We start from the raw sequence: 19,187 nt of genomic DNA on the forward strand, positions 1-19,187 counted from the left end.
AGTCCCATCGTGGAGAGCGCCCGCCGCACCGGCCCCTGTGCAGGAGTCGGCGATGGGAGCGGGCGCCCACCTGGGGTAGGATTCACCTCAGCGGTGTCCTGTGGCCGGCCCTGTGCTGTGCCCCGGACGCCGACTCCGCGCATCGCGGTGGGTCGCTTCAGCGGCCCAGCCCCCACGCTCGGTCCCGTCCCCGCCGTCCTCCTGGAGAGGACGTCGGCGCGGGTGCTCGTGGGGCCCGGCAGCCCGCCGTCGTGGTGCCAGGGGCCGCCCGACCGGGCCGGCCGCCAACCGTCAAGAAATCGACCGGCAGACCGCCCGCGCGTGAAGCGCGGGGTGCCACGGCTGCCACAGAAGGGAACGTCATGCCCGTCGTGACCATGCGCCAGCTCCTCGACTCCGGTGTCCACTTCGGCCACCAGACCCGCCGCTGGAACCCCAAGATGAAGCGCTTCATCTTCACCGAGCGCAACGGCATCTACATCATCGACCTCCAGCAGTCGCTGTCCTACATCGACCGCGCCTACGAGTTCGTCAAGGAGACCGTCGCCCACGGCGGCACCATCCTGTTCGTCGGCACCAAGAAGCAGGCCCAGGAGGCCATCGCGGAGCAGGCCGGTCGCGTGGGCATGCCCTACGTGAACCACCGCTGGCTCGGCGGCATGCTGACCAACTTCTCCACCGTCTCCAAGCGCGTGCAGCGCATGAAGGAGCTCGAGGAGATCGACTTCGAGGACGTGGCCGGCTCGCAGTTCACCAAGAAGGAGCTGCTGCTGCTCAACCGTGAGCTCGAGAAGCTGCAGGCCAACCTCGGCGGCATCCGCAACATGGCCAAGACCCCCTCCGCCGTGTGGGTCGTGGACACCAAGAAGGAGCACCTGGCCGTCGACGAGGCCCAGAAGCTCGGCATCCCGGTCGTCGCCATCCTGGACACCAACTGCGATCCGGACGAGGTCGCCTACCCGATCCCGGGCAACGACGACGCCATCCGCTCCGTGAACCTGCTGACCCGCGTGGTCGCGGACGCCGTCGCCGAGGGCCTGATCGCCCGTCAGGGCGGCAAGTCCGGCCAGGCGGCCGCCGAGCCGATGGCCGAGTGGGAGCGCGAGCTGCTCGAGCAGCACAACGCCCAGCAGGCCGAGCAGGCTGAGCAGGCCGAGGCCCCCGCCGCCGAGGCGCCGGCCGAGCAGGCCGAGGCCCCCGCCGCCGAGGCGCCGGCCGAGCAGGCCGAGGCCCCCGCCGCCGAGGCCGCCCCGCAGGGCGAGTGATCCCGGCCGGCCCGTCGGCCCGGCCCCACCCGGCCGGGCCGACGGACCGGATCAGACCCCGAACATCCCGCACAACCCACACCACGGGAAGGACCGAACGAGCATGGCGAACTACACCGCTGCTGACATCAAGGCCCTGCGCGAGCGCACCGGCGCCGGCATGATGGACGTGAAGAAGGCTCTGGACGAGGCCGACGGCGACGCCGAGAAGGCCATCGAGATCATCCGCGTGAAGGGCCTCAAGGGCGCCACCAAGCGCGAGGGCCGCTCCGCCGCCGAGGGCCTCGTGGCCGCGACCGTCGAGAACGGCGTCGGCGTCATGATCGAGCTCAACTGCGAGACCGACTTCGTGGCCAAGGCCGACAAGTTCATCGCCCTGGGCGACGTGGTGCTGCGCGCCGCCGTCGCCTCCGGCGCCACCGACGTCGACGGCCTGCTGGCCTCCGACTACGAGGGCCGCACCCTGGGCGACTACGTGACCGAGGAGGGCGCCCTGCTGGGCGAGAAGGTGGCCGTGCGCCGCCTGGCCCGCGTGGAGGGCGCCTTCGTGGACGCCTACCTGCACAAGACCTCCAAGGACCTGCCGGCCCAGGTGGGCGTGCTCCTCGCCGTGGACGCCGACTCCGCCGACGCCAAGACCGCCGCGCACGACATCGCCGTGCACACCGCGGCCTATTCGCCCACGTACCTCACCCGTGAGGACGTGCCGGCCGAGACCGTCGAGAACGAGCGTCGCATCGCCGATGAGACCGCCCGTGCCGAGGGCAAGCCGGAGCAGGCCCTGCCGAAGATCGTGGAGGGCCGCCTGACCGGCTTCTTCAAGGAGATCGTGCTCGTGGACCAGCCGTTCGCGAAGGACCCGAAGCAGACCGTCGGCAAGGTCGCCTCCGACGCCGGCACCAACGTCACCGGGTTCGCCCGCTTCCGCGTCGGCAACTGACCGCCGCACCCGGACCGGCCGCTCCCGGTCCACGCCCCGCGGGGGCGTAGGATCGGGAGCGACCCGAGGTCCACTCCGGCGCCGGATGGCGCCGACGACCATCGCATGACGGGGTGGCCGCCCCGACCGGGCGGCCACCCCGTCCGCGTGTCCGCCCCCGGGACGGCCGTCCCCGGCCCGACCCCCCACCGACCAGGAGATGCTTCCCATGGAGACGAACCGCGCCCCCGAGGACCCGACCACCGCCCACGCCCCGCAGACCTCGGACGACACCGGCCGCCGTCGCGTGCTCCTCAAGCTCTCGGGCGAGGTGTTCGGCGGCGGCAAGATCGGCGTGGACCCGGAGACCGTCCGCGGCATCGCCGAGCAGATCGCCGCCGCGGCGGACCAGGTGGAGATCGCGATCGTCGTCGGCGGCGGCAACTTCTTCCGTGGCGCCGAGCTGTCCGAGAACGGGATGGACCGCCGTCGGGCCGACTACATGGGCATGCTCGGCACCGTGATGAACTGCCTGGCCCTGCAGGACTTCCTCATCCAGGCCGGGGTCACCACGCGCGTGCAGTCCGCCATCCACATGGAGCAGGTGGCGGAGTCCTACATCCCGCTGCGCGCCATCCGCCACATGCAGAAGGGCCGCGTCGTGATCTTCGGCGCAGGCACCGGCCTGCCCTACTTCTCCACGGACACCGTGGCGGCCCAGCGTGCCCTCGAGGTCGGGGCGGACGAGGTCCTGATGGCCAAGTCCGGCGTGGACGGCGTCTACACCGCGGACCCCAAGAAGGACCCCACCGCCGAGCGTCTCACGCACCTGACCTACGACGAGGCGCTGCTGCGGAACATCCGCGTGATGGACCTGACCGCCATGACCATGTGCAAGGACAACGACCTGGACATGCGCGTGTTCGGCATGGAGGGCCCGGGCAACGTGACCCGCGCCCTGCTCGGCGAGCCGATCGGCACCACCGTCACCGTCTGAGGCGCGCCGCGTAGGATGGCGGCAGACCTGTTCCACCACACCGAGGAGACACCGTGATCCAGGAGACCCTGCAGTCCGCCGAAGAGCAGATGGACCGCACCATCGAGGCCACGCGTGAGGACTTCGCCTCCGTGCGCACCGGCCGCGCCAACCCGGGCCTCTACTCCAAGGTGATGGTCGACTACTACGGCTCGTTCACCCCGCTGCAGCAGCTGGCGTCCTTCACCACCACGGACGCCCGCACGCTGCTCATCACCCCGTTCGACCAGTCGGCCCTGCGCAACATCGAGAAGGCGCTGTCCGAGTCCGAGGTCGGCGCGAACCCGTCCAACGACGGCAAGGTCATCCGCATCGTGATGCCGGAGCTGACCGAGGAGCGCCGCAAGGAGTACGTGAAGCTGGTCAAGTCCAAGGCGGAGGAGCACAAGATCTCCGTGCGCAATGCCCGCCGCAAGGCCAAGGAGGCCATGGACAAGGCCGTCAAGGACGGCGAGGTCGGCGAGGACGAGGGCGCCCGCGGCGAGAAGGAGCTGGACGCGCTCACCAAACGCCACGTCGAGCTCATCGACGAGATGGCCAAGAACAAGGAGCAGGAGCTGCTGGAGGTCTGAGCCTCCCGCCGTCCGCGCTCGCCCCATGACCTCCCCATGACCTCCGCCGTGTCCACCTCGCCCGCACCTCCGCGCGGCGGCCGCGACCTCAAGTCCGCCGTCCTCGTGGGGGTGGGGCTGCTGGCGACGGCCCTGGTCGGCCTCTTCTGGCTCGACTGGCTGCTGGTCCTCCTCGTGGTCGCCCTGCTGGTCGGCGCGGTGTCCGAGATCGCGACGGTGGTGCGCGGCATCGGCCTGGACGTGCCGCGGCCCCCGCTCTGGGTGGCCGCGGCGGTCCTGCCGCTCACCGCGTGGCGGTGGGGGGTGCCCGCGCTGTTCATCGCCCTGGTGGCATGCCTGGCGCTGGTAGCCGTGTGGACGGCGCTGACGCGCCGGCGCCCGGCGGGCCAGTTCATGCTCGCGGGCGTGTTCATCGTGCTGTGGGCGCCGTTCCTGCTCTCCTTCGCCGCGGCGCTCCTGGACGAGCCGCTGGGGCACCGCATGGTGGCGATCCTGCTGCTGATGGTGGTCTCCAACGACACGTTCGGCTACATCGTGGGCTACCGCCTCGGCCGCACCCCGATCGCCCCGCGCATCAGCCCCAAGAAGTCCTGGGAGGGCCTGGCCGGCTCCCTGGCGGGCTCGGTGCTGGTGGGCGTCGTCGCCGTCCCCCTGCTGGTCGGCCAGCCGTGGTGGATCGGCGCCGTCCTCGGCGTGACCACCGTCGCCGCCGCCACCGCGGGGGACTTCTCCGAGTCCATGGTCAAGCGTGAGCTCGGCATCAAGGACATGTCCTCCGCCCTGCCCGGCCACGGCGGCGTGATGGACCGCCTGGACTCCCTCGTGTTCGCCTCGCCGGTGGCCTACACCGTGCTGGCGCTGCCCCTGACCTGATCCACCCCTCGACCCGGCACGTCCGGGACCCGCACCGCAGGAGACGCCCATGACCCCCCGCACCACCCCGGACGCCGAGCCGGTCTTCGAGCTCGTCGAGCAGGACGAGATCGGCTACGAGACCACCCACGTGGACGCCTTCATGGCGCGTGCCCGTGAGGCACGCGACGGCGGTGCCCCGCTGACGGCGGAGGAGGTGCGCCAGGCCCGCTTCGCGACCGTCAACGGCGGCTACGCCACGGACGAGGTGGACGACGAGCTGGACCGCCTCGAAGAGGAGCTGGCCGCCGCCGAGCGTCAGGCCTTCGTCGCCGAGCGCGGGGACGAGGACTGGGCCGCGGACCTCGAGGAGCGCGTGGCCGAGCTCGTGGCCCGTGCCGACCGGGCCCCGGCGGAGCGCTTCCGCCGCCCCTCCCGCGCGGACGCCGTGAGCTACGACGTGGACCAGGTGGACGCGCTCGTGGACCGCCTGCGCGTCACCCTGGCCGGTGCGGAGGACTCGACGGATCCCGACGCCGAAGGCGGGCTGACCGCGGACGACGTGCGCCGCGCGGCGTTCGGCGAGGCCGAGGGTGCCGCCGGCTACGAGGAGGGCCAGGTCGACGCCTACCTCGACGCCGCCGTCGACGTGCTGCTGCGCCGCGCCTGACACCCGGCCCTCGCGCGGCGGCCCCGGGAGAGTGGCGCAGATCACACTGAAGTGATTACAATCACACCACCGAGACGCCGCGCGCTCCACCCCTGCTCGCGCATGCGTACAACTCCCTCGCCCCGCACCGTGGGCGTCGATCGGAAGGCAGTCCAGTGACCCTCGTGGACCACACCCGTCCCACCGGCGGACAGTCCGCCGGCTCTCCGCCCCCGGCGGGCCCGGCCGAGGCCGTGATGCTCCAGGTGCTCGACGCGGAGGGCCGCCGCCGTCCGCAGCCGGAGCTCGACCCGTGGATCGAGGACGTCGACGCCGACGCCCTCGCCGCGCTGTACCGCCAGATGGCCGTGGTCCGTCGCCTCGACGTCGAGGCCACGCACCTGCAGCGTCAGGGCGAGCTGGCCCTGTGGCCGCCGCTGCTGGGCCAGGAGGCCGCCCAGGTGGGCTCCGCCGTCGCGCTGCGCCCGGACGACTTCGTCTTCCCGTCCTACCGCGAGAACGGCGTGGCCCTGCTGCGCGGCGTCCCCGCGCTGGACCTGCTGCGGGTGTGGCGCGGCTCCACGTTCTCGAGCTGGGACCCGAACGAGACGCGGGTGGCCACCCAGCAGATCATCATCGGCGCGCAGGCCCTGCACGCCGTCGGCTATGCGATGGGCGTCCAGCGGGACCAGGCGGACCTCGCCACGATCGTCTACTTCGGCGACGGCGCCACGAGCCAGGGAGACGTCAACGAGGCCATGGTCTTCAGCGCCTCGTACCAGTCGCCCGTGGTGTTCTTCTGCCAGAACAACCACTGGGCCATCTCCGAGCCCGTGCGCCTGCAGACCCGCCGCAGCATCGCGGACCGCCCGTGGGGCTTCGGCATCCCGTCGATGCGCGTGGACGGCAACGACGTCCTGGCCGTGCTCGCCGCGACCCGCGCCGCCGTCGAGCGCGCGGCCGACGGGGGCGGTCCCACCTTCATCGAGGCCGTCACCTACCGCATGGGCCCGCACACCACCGCGGACGACCCCACCCGCTACCGGGACGACGCCGAGCTCGAGGCCTGGAAGGCCCGTGACCCGTTGACCCGCGTGGAGGCGCACCTGCGCACCCTCGATGTGGACGTGGACGCCGTGCTCGCACAGGCCCAGGCCGAGGCCGACGAGCTGGCGGCCGAGGTCCGCCGCGCCCTCGAGGCGCTCGAGGAGGACGGCGCGGACAGGCTCTTCGACGAGATCTACGCTGAGCCCCACCAGGAGCTCGAGCGGCAGCGCCGCGAGCACGCCCTCTACCTGCAGCAGTTCGACGACGAGGAGGCGGGCGCGTGAGCGAGCGCATGACCTTCGGCCGTGCGATCAACCGCGGCCTGCACCGTGCCCTGGCCGACGACCCCAAGGTCCTGCTCATGGGCGAGGACATCGGCGCCCTCGGCGGCGTGTTCCGCATCACCGACGGCCTGCAGGCCGAGTTCGGCGAGGACCGGGTGCTCGACACCCCGCTGGCCGAGTCCGGCATCGTGGGCACGGCCATCGGCCTGGCGATGCGCGGCTACCGGCCCGTCGTCGAGATCCAGTTCGACGGCTTCGTGTACCCGGCGTTCGACCAGATCGTGGCGAACCTGGCCAAGCTGCGTGCCCGCACCCGCGGCGCCGTGCCGATGCCGGTCACCATCCGCATCCCCTTCGGCGGCGGCATCGGCTCCCCGGAGCACCACTCCGAGTCGCCCGAGGCCTACTTCCTGCACACCGCGGGCCTGCGCGTGGTCTCCCCGTCCTCCCCACAGGAGGGGTACGACCTCATCCGCGCCGCGATCGCCTCGGAGGACCCGGTGGTCTACCTCGAGCCCAAGCGTCGCTACCACGACAAGGGCGACGTGGACCTGGACGTCGCGATCCCGCCGATGAGCCCGGCCCGCATCCTGCGCGAGGGCCGTGACGCCACGCTCGTGGCCTACGGCCCGCTCGTGAAGACCGCCCTGCAGGCCGCCGAGGTGGCGGCCGAGGAGGGCGTCGAGGTCGAGGTGGTCGACCTGCGCAGCCTGTCCCCGCTGGACACCGGCCTCGTCGAGTCCTCGGTGCGGCGCACCGGCCGGCTCGTCGTGGCGCACGAGGCCTCCCGCACCGGCGGCCTCGGCGCCGAGCTCGTGGCCACGGTGGCCGAGCGCGCGTTCCACTGGCTCGAGGCCCCGCCGGTGCGCGTCACCGGCATGGACGTGCCCTACCCGCCGTCCAAGCTCGAGCACCTGCACCTGCCGGACCTCGACCGCATCCTCGACGGCCTGGACCGTGCTCTGGGCCGACCGAATTCGCTGGACTCCGTGGACGCGTTCGCCGCCCCCGAGACCGCCGAGCAGTTCCTCGCGGCCCAGAACGCCGGGGAGGAGACCCGATGAGCCAGAAGACCTTCCGCCTGCCCGACCTCGGCGAGGGCCTGACCGAGTCCGAGATCGTGACGTGGCGCGTGGCCGAGGGCGACGCGGTGAGCGTGAACCAGGTGCTCGCCGACGTCGAGACGGCCAAGGCCGTGGTCGAGGTCTCGAGCCCGTTCGCGGGCGTCGTCGCGGCCCTGCACGGCGCCGAGGGTGAGACCCTCGAGGTCGGTGCGCCCCTGGTGACCTTCACCCTCGAGGGCGCCGAGTCCGACGTCGGCGGGCCCGCCGAGGGTGACGGCCGCGTGCCCACCCTCGTCGGCTACGGCGCCGCGCCGGACACCGGCAAGCCCGGCCGCCGTGCGCGGCGCGGCTCCGCGGCCCCGGCGACGTCGGCCGCCCCGGCGGGCGAGCCCGCCCGCGGACAGGCGCCGTCCACGTCGGAGGCGGCCCCCGCCGGCGCCGGGCGCCCGCAGCCCGAGGCCGCCGAGCCGGACCGCGCGGACGCGGCCCACGAGCCGGCCCCGGGCGAGCGACCCCGGTGCACTCCGCCCGTGCGCCTGTACGCGCGCCGCGCGGGCGTGGATCTGGAGCAGGTCACCGGCACGGGTGTGGGCGGGGTCATCACCCGCGCGGACGTCGAGGCGTTCCTGGCCGGGGGCGGGCAGCCCGCGGCCGCGGCGGCGCCGCCGCAGTCCGGCGCCGAGTCGGGCTCGACCGGGGGCGTCCGCACCCTGGGCGGCCGCCCGCGCACGGAGGCCGTGCCGGTCAAGGGCGTGCGCAAGGCGACCGCGGCGGCCATGGTGCAGTCCGCGTTCACCGCCCCGCACGTGACCGAGTTCCTGCAGGTGGACGTCACCGAGACCATGGAGCTGCTCGCCGAGCTCAAGGCCTCCCGCGAGTTCCGGGACGTCAAGCTCACGCCCATGACGCTCGCCGCCAAGGCGTGCCTCGTGGCGATGGAGCGCACCCCGGACGTCAACGCCCGGTGGGACGAGGCCGCCGGGACGATCGTCCAGCAGAACTTCGTGAACCTCGGTTTCGCCGCCGCCACCCCCCGCGGGCTGATGGTGCCGAACGTCAAGGACGCCCAGGCGATGAGCCTGAGGGAGCTGGCCGACGCCATCCGCGATCTCACGGGCCTCGCCCGCGAGGGGCGGCTGTCCCCGGCGGATCTGGCCGGCGGCACCTTCACGCTCACGAACGTCGGGGTGTTCGGCGTGGACGCGGGCACCCCGATCATCAACCCGGGTGAGGGGGCGATCATCGCGATCGGCCAGGTCCGGAGGATGCCGTGGGAGCACCGCGGCGAGATCGCCCTGCGGGACGTCATGACGCTGTCCCTCTCGTTCGACCACCGCTTCGTGGACGGCGAGCAGGGCTCGCGCTTCCTCGCGGACGTCGGCGCGATCCTGCGCCGCCCGGGTCTGACCCTGGCCATGGTCTGACGGCCCCGGACGCGCCGTGGCCCCGCCACCCGGGCACCGGGAGGCGGGGCCGTCGTCGTGGCAGGCCGGTGCGGCCGCCGGCACGGCGGGGGCCGCGGGGCGCGCTCAGTCGGCGGCGGGCAGCTCCATCACGAGCTCGGTGATGACCTCGGCACGGGCGTTGGAGAAGACCTTCTCCTCGCCGACGGTCTCGAAGCCGCGGCGGGAGAGCACCTTCACGGAGCCCACATTGTCCTCGGGGACGTGCGCCCGCAGCGGGCGGGCGGTGTGCTCCTCCAGGAACCGGTCCACGGCCGCGGTCGTCAGCCCCAGGCCCCAGTAGTCCTGCGCGGTCCAGAAGGACAGCTCGCCCACGCCGTCCTGCTGGATGCACACGAGCGCACCCACGGCGCGGCCCTCGTGCTCGATGGTCCGCACGACGGTGTCCTCGTCCCCGAGCAGGTGGGCCCAGTGGTAGTCGAAGACACCGCGGTCCCGGGGGTTGCGGGGGGCGAAGGCGGACATCAGGTTGGCCTGCTCGTCCTGCTGGTGGAGGAAGAACTCGTCCAGATCCTCGGGTCGGACGTCACGAAGAAGCACGGCGGTGGACCTCTCGGGGCGGGGTTCGACGGCGTCCGCCGTCGCGGGTACCGGCCACCGTACCACCGGGCACGACGTCGGCCCGCCGGGCCGGTGCCGTCCGCTCAGTCCTCGCCGGACAGCGGTCCGGGGGCCGTGGCCGCGGCCCAGGCCATGGCCACGAGGGTCGCACGGCGGGCCGCGCGGTCGGCCGCGGTGCGCCGCACCGAGCGGGGGGTGGAGTTGAGCAGGCCCAGCACGGCCTGGGCGCGGAACACGGCGGTGGCCTGGTCCTCGTGGGGGTGGACGACCTGCAGCTGGCGCGCCCACACGTCGATGTAGGCGCGCTGGGTGCGCGTGATGGCCGTGCGCGCGCCGTCGGGCAGGGCGGACATGTCGCGGTCCTGCACACGGATCACGTCGCGCTGGGCGAGGGCGAAGTCCGCCTGGAAGCCGATGAGGGCCCGCAGGGTCTCCGCCCCCGGCGCGTGCTGCGCCTCGGCGGCCAGCCCGCCGTCGAGCAGGTCCTGCGAGGCCGTGTCGAGGATCGCCGTGAGCACGGCGGCCTTGCCGGCGAAGTGGCGGTAGATGGCGGGGCCGCTGATCCCGACCGCGGCGCCGATGTCCTCGAGGCGGACCGCGTCGAAGCCCCGGGCCGCGAACAGTCGCGCCGCGGCCGCGAGCAGGTCCACCCGGCGTCGGGCCTTGGCGGCCTCCCGGGCGGTCGGCGGGGTCGCCGGGGCGGCGGGGGACGCGGGATCGGCGGCGGGCATGGGTTCCACTGTAGGACGAGACGAGGCGCGCCGGGCGCCCGGTCGACGTCAGTGACGATCGTCACTACACTGAGGCTCGGTTCAGTTAGTCGTCATTCACTGAAGGGGGTCTCATGACCGCCAGCACCCCGGCCCCGGCCGCGCAGTCCGCGCCCACCGTGGCCGAGCGCAACGCGGCCGGCCACGCTCGGCTCGAGCAGGAGCTCGCCGACCTCGTCGCCCGCACGTCGCTCGGCGGGCCCGAGCGCTCGCGCGAGCGCCACACCGGCCGCGGCAAGCTGCTGGTGCGGGACCGCATCGACGCGCTGCTCGACGAGGGCTCGCCCTTCCTCGAGGTCGGCGCGCTGGCCGCGCACGGCCTGTACGGCGGGGACAGCCCCGCCGCCGGCGTCGTGGCGGGCATCGGCCTGGTCCACGGCCGCCTCGTGATGGTGGTCGGCAACGACGCCACCGTGAAGGGCGGCACCTACTACCCCATGACGGTGAAGAAGCACCTGCGGGCCCAGGAGATCGCCCTGGAGAACCGCCTGCCGTGCATCTACCTCGTGGACTCCGGCGGCGCGTTCCTGCCCCGCCAGGACGAGGTCTTCCCGGACCGCGAGCACTTCGGCCGCATCTTCCGGAACCAGGCGCTGCTCTCCTCGCAGCGCATCCCGCAGCTGGCCGCGGTGTGCGGCTCCTCCACGGCGGGCGGCGCGTACGTGCCGGCCATGTCGGACGAGACCGTGATCGTGCGCGAGCAGGGCACCATCTTCCTCGGCGGCCCCCCGCTCGTGAAGGCCGCGATCGGGGAGGACGTCTCGCCCGAGGACCTCGGCGGCGGCCGGCTGCACGCCGAGCGCTCCGGCGTCGCGGACCACCTGGCGGACGACGACCTGCACGCCATGCAGATCCTCCGGGACATCGTGGCCACCCTGCCCCCGGCCGAGGCGCCGGCCTGGGAGGTCGCCCCCGCCGCGGAGCCCGCCAAGGACCCGGCCGAGCTGACCAGCGTCGTGCCCGTGGACGTGAACACCCCCTACGACGTGCGCGAGGTGATCGACCGCCTCGTGGACGGCGGCTCCGTCCACGAGTTCAAGCCCCTCTACGGCACCACCCTGGTCACCGCGTTCGCGCGGATCGACGGCCACCCCGTGGGCGTCCTCGCCAACAACGGCATCCTGTTCGGAGACTCCGCCCGCAAGGGCGCGCACTTCATCGAACTGTGCGACCAGCGCGGCATCCCGCTGCTGTTCCTGCAGAACATCTCCGGCTTCATGGTGGGTCGGGACGCGGAGGCCGGCGGCATCGCGCGCGACGGCGCCAAGATGGTCACCGCCGTCGCGACCGCCCGCGTGCCCAAGCTGACCGTGGTGATCGGCGGCTCGTTCGGCGCCGGCAACTACGCGATGTGCGGCCGCGCCTACTCACCCCGCTTCCTGTGGATGTGGCCGAACGCGCGCATCTCCGTGATGGGCGGCCCGCAGGCCTCCTCCGTGCTCACGCAGATCAAGCAGGACCAGCGGGCCGCCGCGGGGGAGGAGCCGATGTCCTCCGAGGAGGTCGAGGCCTTCCAGGCGCCGGTCCGTCGGCAGTACGAGGACCAGGGCAGCCCCCTGTACTCCACCGCCCGCCTCTGGGACGACGGGGTGATCACCCCCGGCCAGACCCGCCGGGTGCTCTCCCTGGCCCTCGACGTCATCTCCCGTTCCCCGCTGCCGGACTCCCGGTTCGGCCTGTTCCGCATGTGAGCCACCAGTGACCGAGAACCACGCCCAGGGGACGCCCCTGTTCGACACCGTGCTGGTGGCCAACCGCGGCGAGATCGCCGTGCGCGTCATCCGCACCCTGCGCCGCCTCGGCATCCGCTCGGTGGCCGTGCACTCCGACGCCGACGCCGACGCGCGGCACGTCCGCGAGGCGGACACGGCGGTCCGCCTCGGCCCGGCTCCGGCCCGCGAGTCGTACCTGGACATCGACGCCGTCGTCGACGCCGCGCGCCGCACCGGCGCCCAGGCCGTGCACCCCGGCTACGGCTTCCTGTCCGAGAACGCCGACTTCGCCCGCGCGCTGGAGGCGGCCGGCATCGTGTTCGTGGGCCCGCCCGTGGCCTCGCTCGACGCGATGGCGGACAAGATCCGCGCGAAGGAGACCGTGGCCGCGTACGACGTGCCGGTGGTCCCCGGCATCCAGGACCCCACGCTCACCGACGAGCAGATCACGGCCGAGGCCGAGCGCGTCGGCTTCCCGCTGCTGATCAAGCCCTCCGCGGGCGGCGGCGGCAAGGGCATGGTGGCCGTGCGCGCCGCCGAGGAGCTGCCCGGCGCCCTCGCCTCGGCCCGGCGCACGGCGCGCTCGGCGTTCGGCGACGACACGCTGCTGCTCGAGCGGCTCATCACCGCGCCCCGGCACGTCGAGGTGCAGGTGTTCGCGGACGCCCACGGCGCCACCGTGCACCTGGGTGAGCGCGAGTGCTCCCTGCAGCGCCGCCACCAGAAGGTGATCGAGGAGGCCCCCGCGCCCCTGCTGACCGGGCTGGCGCACGGGGCCGAGCTCCGCGAGCGCCTGGGCCGGGCCGCCGTGGACGCGGCCGTGTCCGTGGGCTACCGCGGTGCCGGCACCGTCGAGTTCCTCGTCTCGGACGAGAACCCGGACGAGTTCTTCTTCATGGAGATGAACACCCGCCTGCAGGTGGAGCACCCGGTCTCCGAGGAGGTCGTCCGGGTGCGCGGACAGCGCCTGGACTTCGTGGAGCTGCAGCTGCGCATCGCCGCGGGGGGGCCGCTCGGCTTCGCCCAGGAGGACGTGACCCTCGACGGCGCCGCCGTCGAGGCCCGCGTCTACGCGGAGGACCCCGCGAACGGCTTCCTGCCCTCCACCGGGCCGGTGCTGCGCTGGCGCGAGCCCGCCGGCGAGGGCGTCCGCGTCGACACCCTCCTGCTGCCCTCCCGGCCGGCCGAGGAGCGCGCGTTCGGCTCCGGACCGCAGACTGGCCCCGCCGCCGGCGCCGTGGACCCCGTGGACGTCGACGGCGCACAGCCCGAGATCACCGGCTTCTACGACCCGATGATCGCCAAGCTCATCGCCCGTGGCGCCGACCGCGCCGAGGCCCTGGACCGGCTCGACGCCGCGCTCGCGGACACCGTGCTGTTCGGCGTCCGCTCCAACCTGGGCTGGCTGCGCGAGCTCGCGGCCCGCGAGGACGTGCGGACCGGCCGGCTCACCACCGAGCTGATCGACGGCCTCGAGGCGTGGACCGCCCCCGCGCTGCCCGAGGACCTCGCCGCGCTCGCGGCCGAGGCCCTGGCCGACGTGTCCGAGGACGCGGCCGCCGCCGAGCACCGCGCGGCCGGCACCGCGTGGGCCCGGGCGGACGGCTGGCGCGGCGCGGGCGCCCCGCAGCCCGGGATGCGCGTCCGGGTCGGGGACGAGGACCGCATCCTCACCGCCCCCGCCGCCGACGCCGAGGTGGACGAGGACGCCGGAGGCCTGGCGGGCGTCAACCTCCTGGCCGGTGACCCGCGGGACCCGCGCTCAGCGTGGCTGCACCGCGACGGCGCCGCGTGGCAGGTCCGCCGCCTCACCCGGGCCGAGGTGGTCGAGGCCGCCCGCGCGGCCGCGGCCGCGCGTCGTGCCCCGGCCGGCGCAGCGTCCCCCGAGGCCCGCACGCCCATGCCGGGCACCGTCGTCGCCGTGTCCGTGGCCACCGGGGACACCGTGGCCGCGGGCCAGGAGCTGGCGGTGGTCGAGGCCATGAAGATGGAGCACCCCGTCACGGCCGCCGTCGCCGGCGTCGTGACCGTCCACGTCGCCGAGGGCGACGCCGTGGCCGCGCAGGCGTTGATCGCCGTCGTCGAGCCCACCGAGCACGCAGCACCCGCAGAGAACACCTGAGAACAGGAGAGGACCATGAGCACCAAGCACCGCACCCTGCCCGCCCTCGAGGAGGACTACCAGGTCCTCTCCGACACCGTCCGCGAGTTCGCCGACGAGGTCGTGGCCCCGGTCTCCGCCGAGCTGGACGCCCAGCACGAGTTCCCGTACGAGATCGTGGCCCAGATGGGCGAGATGGGCCTGTTCGGCCTCCCGTTCCCCGAGGAGTACGGCGGCATGGGCGGCGACTACTTCGCCCTGGCCCTGGCCCTCGAGCAGCTCGGCCGCGTCAACCAGTCCGTGGCCATCACCCTCGAGGCCGGCGTCTCCCTGGGCGCCATGCCGCTGCTGAAGTTCGGCACCGAGGAACAGAAGCAGCGCTGGCTGCCGGACCTCGTGGCCGGCACGCACCTGGCCGGCTTCGGCCTCACCGAGCCGGGCGCGGGCTCCGACGCCGGCGGCACCCAGACCACCGCCGCGCTCGAGGACGGCCAGTGGCGCATCAACGGCGCCAAGGAGTTCATCACCAACTCCGGCACGGACATCACCTCGCTCGTCACCGTCACCGCCGTGACCGGCACCGTGGAGGGCAGGACCGGCCACGACGGCCGCCCCGCCAAGGAGATCTCCACGATCCTCGTGCCCGCCGGCACCGAGGGCTTCTCCGTGGCCAAGGCCTACGACAAGGTCGGCTGGAACTCCTCGGACACCCACGCCCTGCACTTCTCGGACGTGCGCGTGCCGGAGGAGAACCTGCTGGGCGCCCGCGGCCGCGGCTTCGCCCACTTCCTCGAGATCCTCGACGAGGGCCGTATCGCCATCGCGGCCCTGGCCACCGGCGCGGCCCAGGGCTGCGTGGACGAGTCGGTCGCCTACGCCAAGCAGCGGACCTCGTTCGGCCAGAAGATCGGGCAGTTCCAGGCCGTGTCCTTCAAGATCGCCCGCATGCAGGCCCGCGCGCACGCCGCCCGCCTGGCCTACTACGAGGCCGCCCAGAAGATGCTGGCCGGCAAGCCGTTCAAGACCGAGGCCGCCATGGCCAAGCTGATCGCCGGCGAGGCCGCCATGGACAACGCCCGGGACGCCACCCAGGTGTTCGGCGGCTACGGCTTCATGAACGAGACCCTCGTTGCCCGTCACTACCGCGACTCCAAGATCCTCGAGGTCGGCGAGGGCACCACCGAGGTGCAGCTCATGCTGATCGCCCGCGAGCTGGGCCTCTGACGTGACGGAACGCGTCGAGATCGAGCAGCGGGGCCGCTACGCGGACGAGCTGGCGGTCGGTCAGGTCTACCTGCACCGGCCCGGCCGCACGCTCACCGAGGCGGACAACGTCCTGTTCACCACCCTCACCATGAACCCGCAGGCCCTGCACCTGGACCACGCGTACGCGGCGGACCAGCCGTTCGGCCGACCGCTGGTCAACTCGATGCTGACGCTGTCCACCCTGGTGGGCCTCGCCGTCGGGCAGACCACACAGGGCACGCTCGTGGCCCAGCTCGGCCTGGGGGAGATCGCGTTCCCGAAGCCGGTCTTCCACGGGGACACGCTCTACGGGCGCTCCGAGGTCACCGCGATCCGCGAGTCCTCCTCGCGGCCGGGGCAGCGGATCGTCACGTTCGCGATGACGGGGGAGAACCAGCACGGCGACGTCGTCGTCCGCGCCCAGCGCACCTGTCTGATGTGGACCGCGCAGGCGCACGCGGAGGCCAAGGCGAAGGCCGCCGACGCCGCAGGCACGGGGGAGCGGGCATGAGCGCGCTGACCCTCGGACCGGCCGTCATGTTCACCCCGGCGGACCGCCCCGAGCGGTACGCCACGGCGCTCGAGCGCGCGGACGCGGTGATCCTCGACCTCGAGGACGCCGTCACCCCGGACGCCCGGCCCACCGCGCGGGACGCCGTCGCGGCGGCCTGGGCGGGGCGGGCGACGGGCGGGGTCGACGGCGGCCCGCTGGACGAGGACCGCGTGGTGGTCCGCGTGAACCCCGCGGGCACCGCGGACCACGACGCCGACCTGGCCATGCTCGCCGGGACGGGCTGGCGCACGCTCATGCTCGCCAAGGCCGAGTCCGCCGCGCAGGTGGACGGGGTCGTCGCCGCCCTCGGACCGCAGACCCGCGTCGTCGCCCTATGCGAGACCGCGGCCGGGATCCTCGCCGCCGCCGACCTGGCCGCCCACCCGCACGTGGGTGCGCTGATGTGGGGCGCCGAGGACCTCGTGGCGTCGATGGGCGGCAGCTCCTCCCGCACCCCCGAGGGCGCCTACCGCTCCGTGGTCCAGCACGCCCGCGCGACGGTGCTGCTGGCGGCGGCCGCCCACGGCGCGGCCGCATGGGACGCCGTCCACCTGGACCTCGGCGACGAGGCCGGGCTGGCCGCCGAGGCCGAGGACGCCGTCGCCCTGGGCTGCACCGCGACCGTGTGCCTGCACCCGCGCCAGGTGCCCGTCGTGCGCTCCGCCTACACGCTCGCCCCGGAGGCCGTCGAGCGCGCCCGGCGCGTCCTCGCCGCGGCCGAGGGCCGACACGGGGCCTTCGAGCTGGACGGGGCGATGGTCGACGAGGTGGTCCTCGCCCAGGCCCGCGCGGTCCTGCGCCGCGCGGACGCGCCCCGGCCGGCGAGCGCCTGACCGGCTCCCCGGCGGCTCCGCGCCCCGGCGGCCCCGTGCCGTCGGGGCGCGTCCGCGTCCGCACGGCTGCGCCCCGGGGCTGTCACACGGGCGCACGGCCCCGGGGCGCGCTTGACGGCGCACCCCTCCGCCCGCCAGAGTGTGGTTGTCATCACAGTGATCTGTCTCACACTGATCCGTCCTACGCACCCCCGGAGGGCCCATGTCATCCAGCGAGCCCACGGCGCCGGTCCCCACGGCCGCGCAGTTCCGCGCCGCGCAGCAGTCCGAGGAGTTCATCGAGCTCCGGCGCACCCACCGATCCTTCGCCTTCCCCATGACCGTGGCGTTCTTCGTCTGGTACCTGGTGTTCGTGATCGTCGGCGCGTTCTTCCCCGAGTTCATGGCGATCCGCCTCGGCGGCAACATCACCCTCGGCCTGATCCTCGGCCTGCTCCAGTTCGTCACCACGTTCCTGATCACCTTCGCCTACGTCCGTTTCTCCAACCGGACCCTGGACCCCCGCGCCACCGCGCTGCGTGAGCGCCTCGAGCGCGAGGCCGCCGGCGCCCACGAGAACCCGGAGGCCACGCGATGAGCGCGCTCACCCCCCTGCTCCAGGCCGCCCCGCAGACGGTCGGCAACCCCGCCGTGAACATCGGCATCTTCGTCGCCTTCGTGGTGGTCACCCTCGTGATCGTGATCCGCGCGTCCAAGACGAACGCGTCCTCGGCCGACTACTACGCCGGCGGCCGCGGCTTCTCCGGCACCCAGAACGGCACGGCCATCGCGGGTGACTACCTCTCCGCGGCCTCGTTCCTGGGCATCGTGGGCGCGATCGCCCTCTACGGCTACGACGGCTTCCTCTACTCGATCGGCTTCCTCGTGGCGTGGCTCGTGGCCCTGCTGCTGGTGGCCGAGCTGCTGCGCAACACCGGCAAGTTCACCATGGCGGACGTGCTGTCCTTCCGCCTGCAGCAGCGTCCCGTGCGCATCGCCGCCGCCTTCGGCACCATGGCCGTCTGCCTCTTCTACCTCCTGGCCCAGATGGCCGGCGCCGGCGGCCTGGTGTCCCTGCTGCTGAACATCAACGACCGGGCCGGCCAGGCCCTCGTGATCGTGATCGTGGGCGTGCTGATGATCGTCTACGTGCTGATCGGCGGCATGAAGGGCACCACCTACGTGCAGATCATCAAGGCGATCCTGCTGATCGCCGGCGCGGGGATCATGACCGTGTGGTCACTGGCCCTGTTCGGCTTCGACTTCAACGCCATGCTGGGGGCCGCCGTCGAGATGAACCCGAAGGGCGAGGCGATCCTCGAGCCGGGCCTGCAGTACGGCGCCAGCGCGCTGACCCGCCTCGACTTCGTGTCCCTGGGCATCGCGCTCGTGCTCGGCACCGCCGGCCTGCCGCACGTGCTCATGCGGTTCTACACGGTGCCCACCGCCAAGGAGGCGCGCAAGTCCGTGGTGTGGGCCATCGTCCTCATCGGCGCGTTCTACCTGTTCACCCTCGTGCTGGGCTACGGCGCCGGCGCGCTGATCGGCCCCGAGCGCATCCTGGCCGCGCCCGGCGGGCAGAACTCCGCGGCCCCGCTCCTGGCGTTCGAGCTCGGCGGCTCCATCCTGCTGGGCCTGATCTCGGCGGTCGCGTTCGCCACCATCCTCGCGGTGGTCGCGGGCCTGGCCATCACGGCGGCGGCGTCCTTCGCCCACGACGTGTACGGCTCCGTGATCGCCAAGCACCCGCTCACCCCGCAGGAGGAGGTGCGGATCGGCAAGATCACCGTGGTGGTGATCGGCGTCCTGGCGATCGTCGGCGGCATCGCCGCCCAGGGCCAGAACGTGGCGTTCCTCGTGGCGCTCGCCTTCGCGGTGGCGGCCTCGGCGAACCTGCCGACCATCCTCTACTCCCTGTTCTGGCGGCGCTTCACCACCCGCGGCGCGGTGTGGTCGATGTACGGCGGACTGCTCTCCGCGATCATCCTGATCGTCCTGTCCCCGGTGATGTCCGGGACGCCGACCTCGATGATCCCGGGCGCGGACTTCGCGGTGTTCCCGCTGAAGAACCCGGGCATCGTCTCCATCCCGCTGGCCTTCTTCCTCGGCTGGCTCGGCTCGGTGACCTCGTCGCGCGCCGAGGACCCCGACAAGCAGGCCGAGATGGAGGTCCGCTCCCTCACCGGCATCGGCGCCGAGAAGCCGGTGCAGCACTGATCCGCGGCTGACCCGGTCCCACGGGGGCCGGCGGGGCGGGACGTCGGGGTGCGGCGTCCGTCCGG

Annotated in this window: 18 protein-coding genes; 16 read left to right on the forward strand and 2 right to left on the reverse strand. The window is 73.4% G+C overall.

Annotation, left to right across the window (positions count from 1 at the left end):
- Window positions 1-362: 362 nt before the first annotated feature.
- The 9 genes from rpsB to ACUW6W_RS00125 all read left to right on the forward strand — a co-directional run bounded on the left by rpsB (window position 363) and on the right by ACUW6W_RS00125 (window position 9,112).
- Window positions 363-1,265, forward strand: coding sequence for a 30S ribosomal protein S2 (rpsB, locus tag ACUW6W_RS00085; protein WP_036382563.1), 903 nt, complete (start codon window positions 363-365; stop codon window positions 1,263-1,265).
- Window positions 1,266-1,368: 103 nt separating this feature from the next.
- Window positions 1,369-2,205, forward strand: a complete 837-nt coding sequence (gene tsf, locus ACUW6W_RS00090; protein ID WP_010079157.1) for a translation elongation factor Ts — start codon at window positions 1,369-1,371, stop codon at window positions 2,203-2,205.
- A gap of 208 nt (window positions 2,206-2,413) precedes the next feature.
- On the forward strand, window positions 2,414-3,181 hold the full coding sequence (gene pyrH / locus ACUW6W_RS00095; protein ID WP_002857706.1) for a UMP kinase: 768 nt from the start codon (window positions 2,414-2,416) through the stop codon (window positions 3,179-3,181).
- 53 nt (window positions 3,182-3,234) lie between these two features.
- Entirely contained in the window at window positions 3,235-3,792 is a 558-nt protein-coding gene (gene frr / locus ACUW6W_RS00100; RefSeq protein ID WP_036314042.1) for a ribosome recycling factor, read from the forward strand.
- Window positions 3,793-3,828: 36 nt separating this feature from the next.
- On the forward strand, window positions 3,829-4,665 hold the full coding sequence (locus ACUW6W_RS00105; RefSeq protein ID WP_454179597.1) for a phosphatidate cytidylyltransferase: 837 nt from the start codon (window positions 3,829-3,831) through the stop codon (window positions 4,663-4,665).
- A 49-nt stretch (window positions 4,666-4,714) separates the two neighbouring features.
- Window positions 4,715-5,314 carry a DivIVA domain-containing protein gene (locus ACUW6W_RS00110; protein ID WP_010079153.1) on the forward strand — a complete coding sequence of 200 codons (600 nt, stop codon included), beginning with the start codon at window positions 4,715-4,717 and terminating at the stop codon, window positions 5,312-5,314.
- 155 nt (window positions 5,315-5,469) lie between these two features.
- Window positions 5,470-6,624, forward strand: a complete 1,155-nt coding sequence (gene pdhA / locus ACUW6W_RS00115) for a pyruvate dehydrogenase (acetyl-transferring) E1 component subunit alpha (RefSeq protein WP_210079232.1) — start codon at window positions 5,470-5,472, stop codon at window positions 6,622-6,624.
- A gap of 8 nt (window positions 6,625-6,632) precedes the next feature.
- Window positions 6,633-7,688 (forward strand): alpha-ketoacid dehydrogenase subunit beta, encoded by a 1,056-nt coding sequence (locus ACUW6W_RS00120; protein WP_044659478.1) that lies wholly within the window; start codon window positions 6,633-6,635, stop codon window positions 7,686-7,688.
- On the forward strand, window positions 7,685-9,112 hold the full coding sequence (locus ACUW6W_RS00125; protein ID WP_203552516.1) for a dihydrolipoamide acetyltransferase family protein: 1,428 nt from the start codon (window positions 7,685-7,687) through the stop codon (window positions 9,110-9,112). The genes ACUW6W_RS00120 and ACUW6W_RS00125 overlap by 4 nt, the downstream gene beginning before the upstream one ends.
- Window positions 9,113-9,217: 105 nt before the next feature.
- Here the strand turns inward: ACUW6W_RS00125 and ACUW6W_RS00130 are convergent, their stop codons facing one another.
- Together ACUW6W_RS00130 and ACUW6W_RS00135 are read right to left on the reverse strand one after the other, a co-directional pair.
- Window positions 9,218-9,691: a GNAT family N-acetyltransferase gene (locus ACUW6W_RS00130; protein ID WP_044660004.1), complete on the reverse strand. Its 474-nt coding sequence runs from the start codon at window positions 9,689-9,691 to the stop codon at window positions 9,218-9,220.
- 104 nt (window positions 9,692-9,795) lie between these two features.
- Window positions 9,796-10,443: a TetR/AcrR family transcriptional regulator gene (locus tag ACUW6W_RS00135; protein WP_044660003.1), complete on the reverse strand. Its 648-nt coding sequence runs from the start codon at window positions 10,441-10,443 to the stop codon at window positions 9,796-9,798.
- A 113-nt stretch (window positions 10,444-10,556) separates the two neighbouring features.
- On the opposite strand from ACUW6W_RS00135, the gene ACUW6W_RS00140 reads away from it, so the two are divergent.
- The 7 genes from ACUW6W_RS00140 (at window position 10,557) to ACUW6W_RS00170 (ending at window position 19,122) form a co-directional block, all read left to right on the forward strand.
- Complete coding sequence (locus ACUW6W_RS00140; RefSeq protein WP_041104212.1) at window positions 10,557-12,173, forward strand: carboxyl transferase domain-containing protein; 1,617 nt, start codon at window positions 10,557-10,559, stop codon at window positions 12,171-12,173.
- 7 nt (window positions 12,174-12,180) lie between these two features.
- Window positions 12,181-14,316 (forward strand): acetyl/propionyl/methylcrotonyl-CoA carboxylase subunit alpha, encoded by a 2,136-nt coding sequence (locus ACUW6W_RS00145; RefSeq protein WP_102708376.1) that lies wholly within the window; start codon window positions 12,181-12,183, stop codon window positions 14,314-14,316.
- A gap of 15 nt (window positions 14,317-14,331) precedes the next feature.
- The gene (locus ACUW6W_RS00150; RefSeq protein ID WP_041104216.1) at window positions 14,332-15,519 is read left to right on the forward strand and encodes an acyl-CoA dehydrogenase family protein; all 1,188 of its coding nucleotides are present in this window, start codon (window positions 14,332-14,334) and stop codon (window positions 15,517-15,519) included.
- A 1-nt stretch (window position 15,520) separates the two neighbouring features.
- Window positions 15,521-16,051, forward strand: coding sequence for a MaoC family dehydratase (locus tag ACUW6W_RS00155; protein WP_041104218.1), 531 nt, complete (start codon window positions 15,521-15,523; stop codon window positions 16,049-16,051).
- A complete protein-coding gene (locus ACUW6W_RS00160) occupies window positions 16,048-16,926 on the forward strand; it encodes an HpcH/HpaI aldolase/citrate lyase family protein (protein ID WP_041104220.1) in 879 nt (292 codons plus the stop codon). The genes ACUW6W_RS00155 and ACUW6W_RS00160 overlap by 4 nt, the downstream gene beginning before the upstream one ends.
- Window positions 16,927-17,128: 202 nt before the next feature.
- On the forward strand, window positions 17,129-17,503 hold the full coding sequence (locus ACUW6W_RS00165) for a DUF485 domain-containing protein (RefSeq protein WP_041104222.1): 375 nt from the start codon (window positions 17,129-17,131) through the stop codon (window positions 17,501-17,503).
- Window positions 17,500-19,122 (forward strand): solute symporter family protein, encoded by a 1,623-nt coding sequence (locus ACUW6W_RS00170; RefSeq protein WP_041104224.1) that lies wholly within the window; start codon window positions 17,500-17,502, stop codon window positions 19,120-19,122. Before ACUW6W_RS00165 ends, ACUW6W_RS00170 begins: the two co-directional genes overlap by 4 nt.
- The last annotated feature ends 65 nt before the right edge of the window (window positions 19,123-19,187 follow it).

This window comes from Micrococcus sp. 093350064-1 (assembly GCF_053627955.1).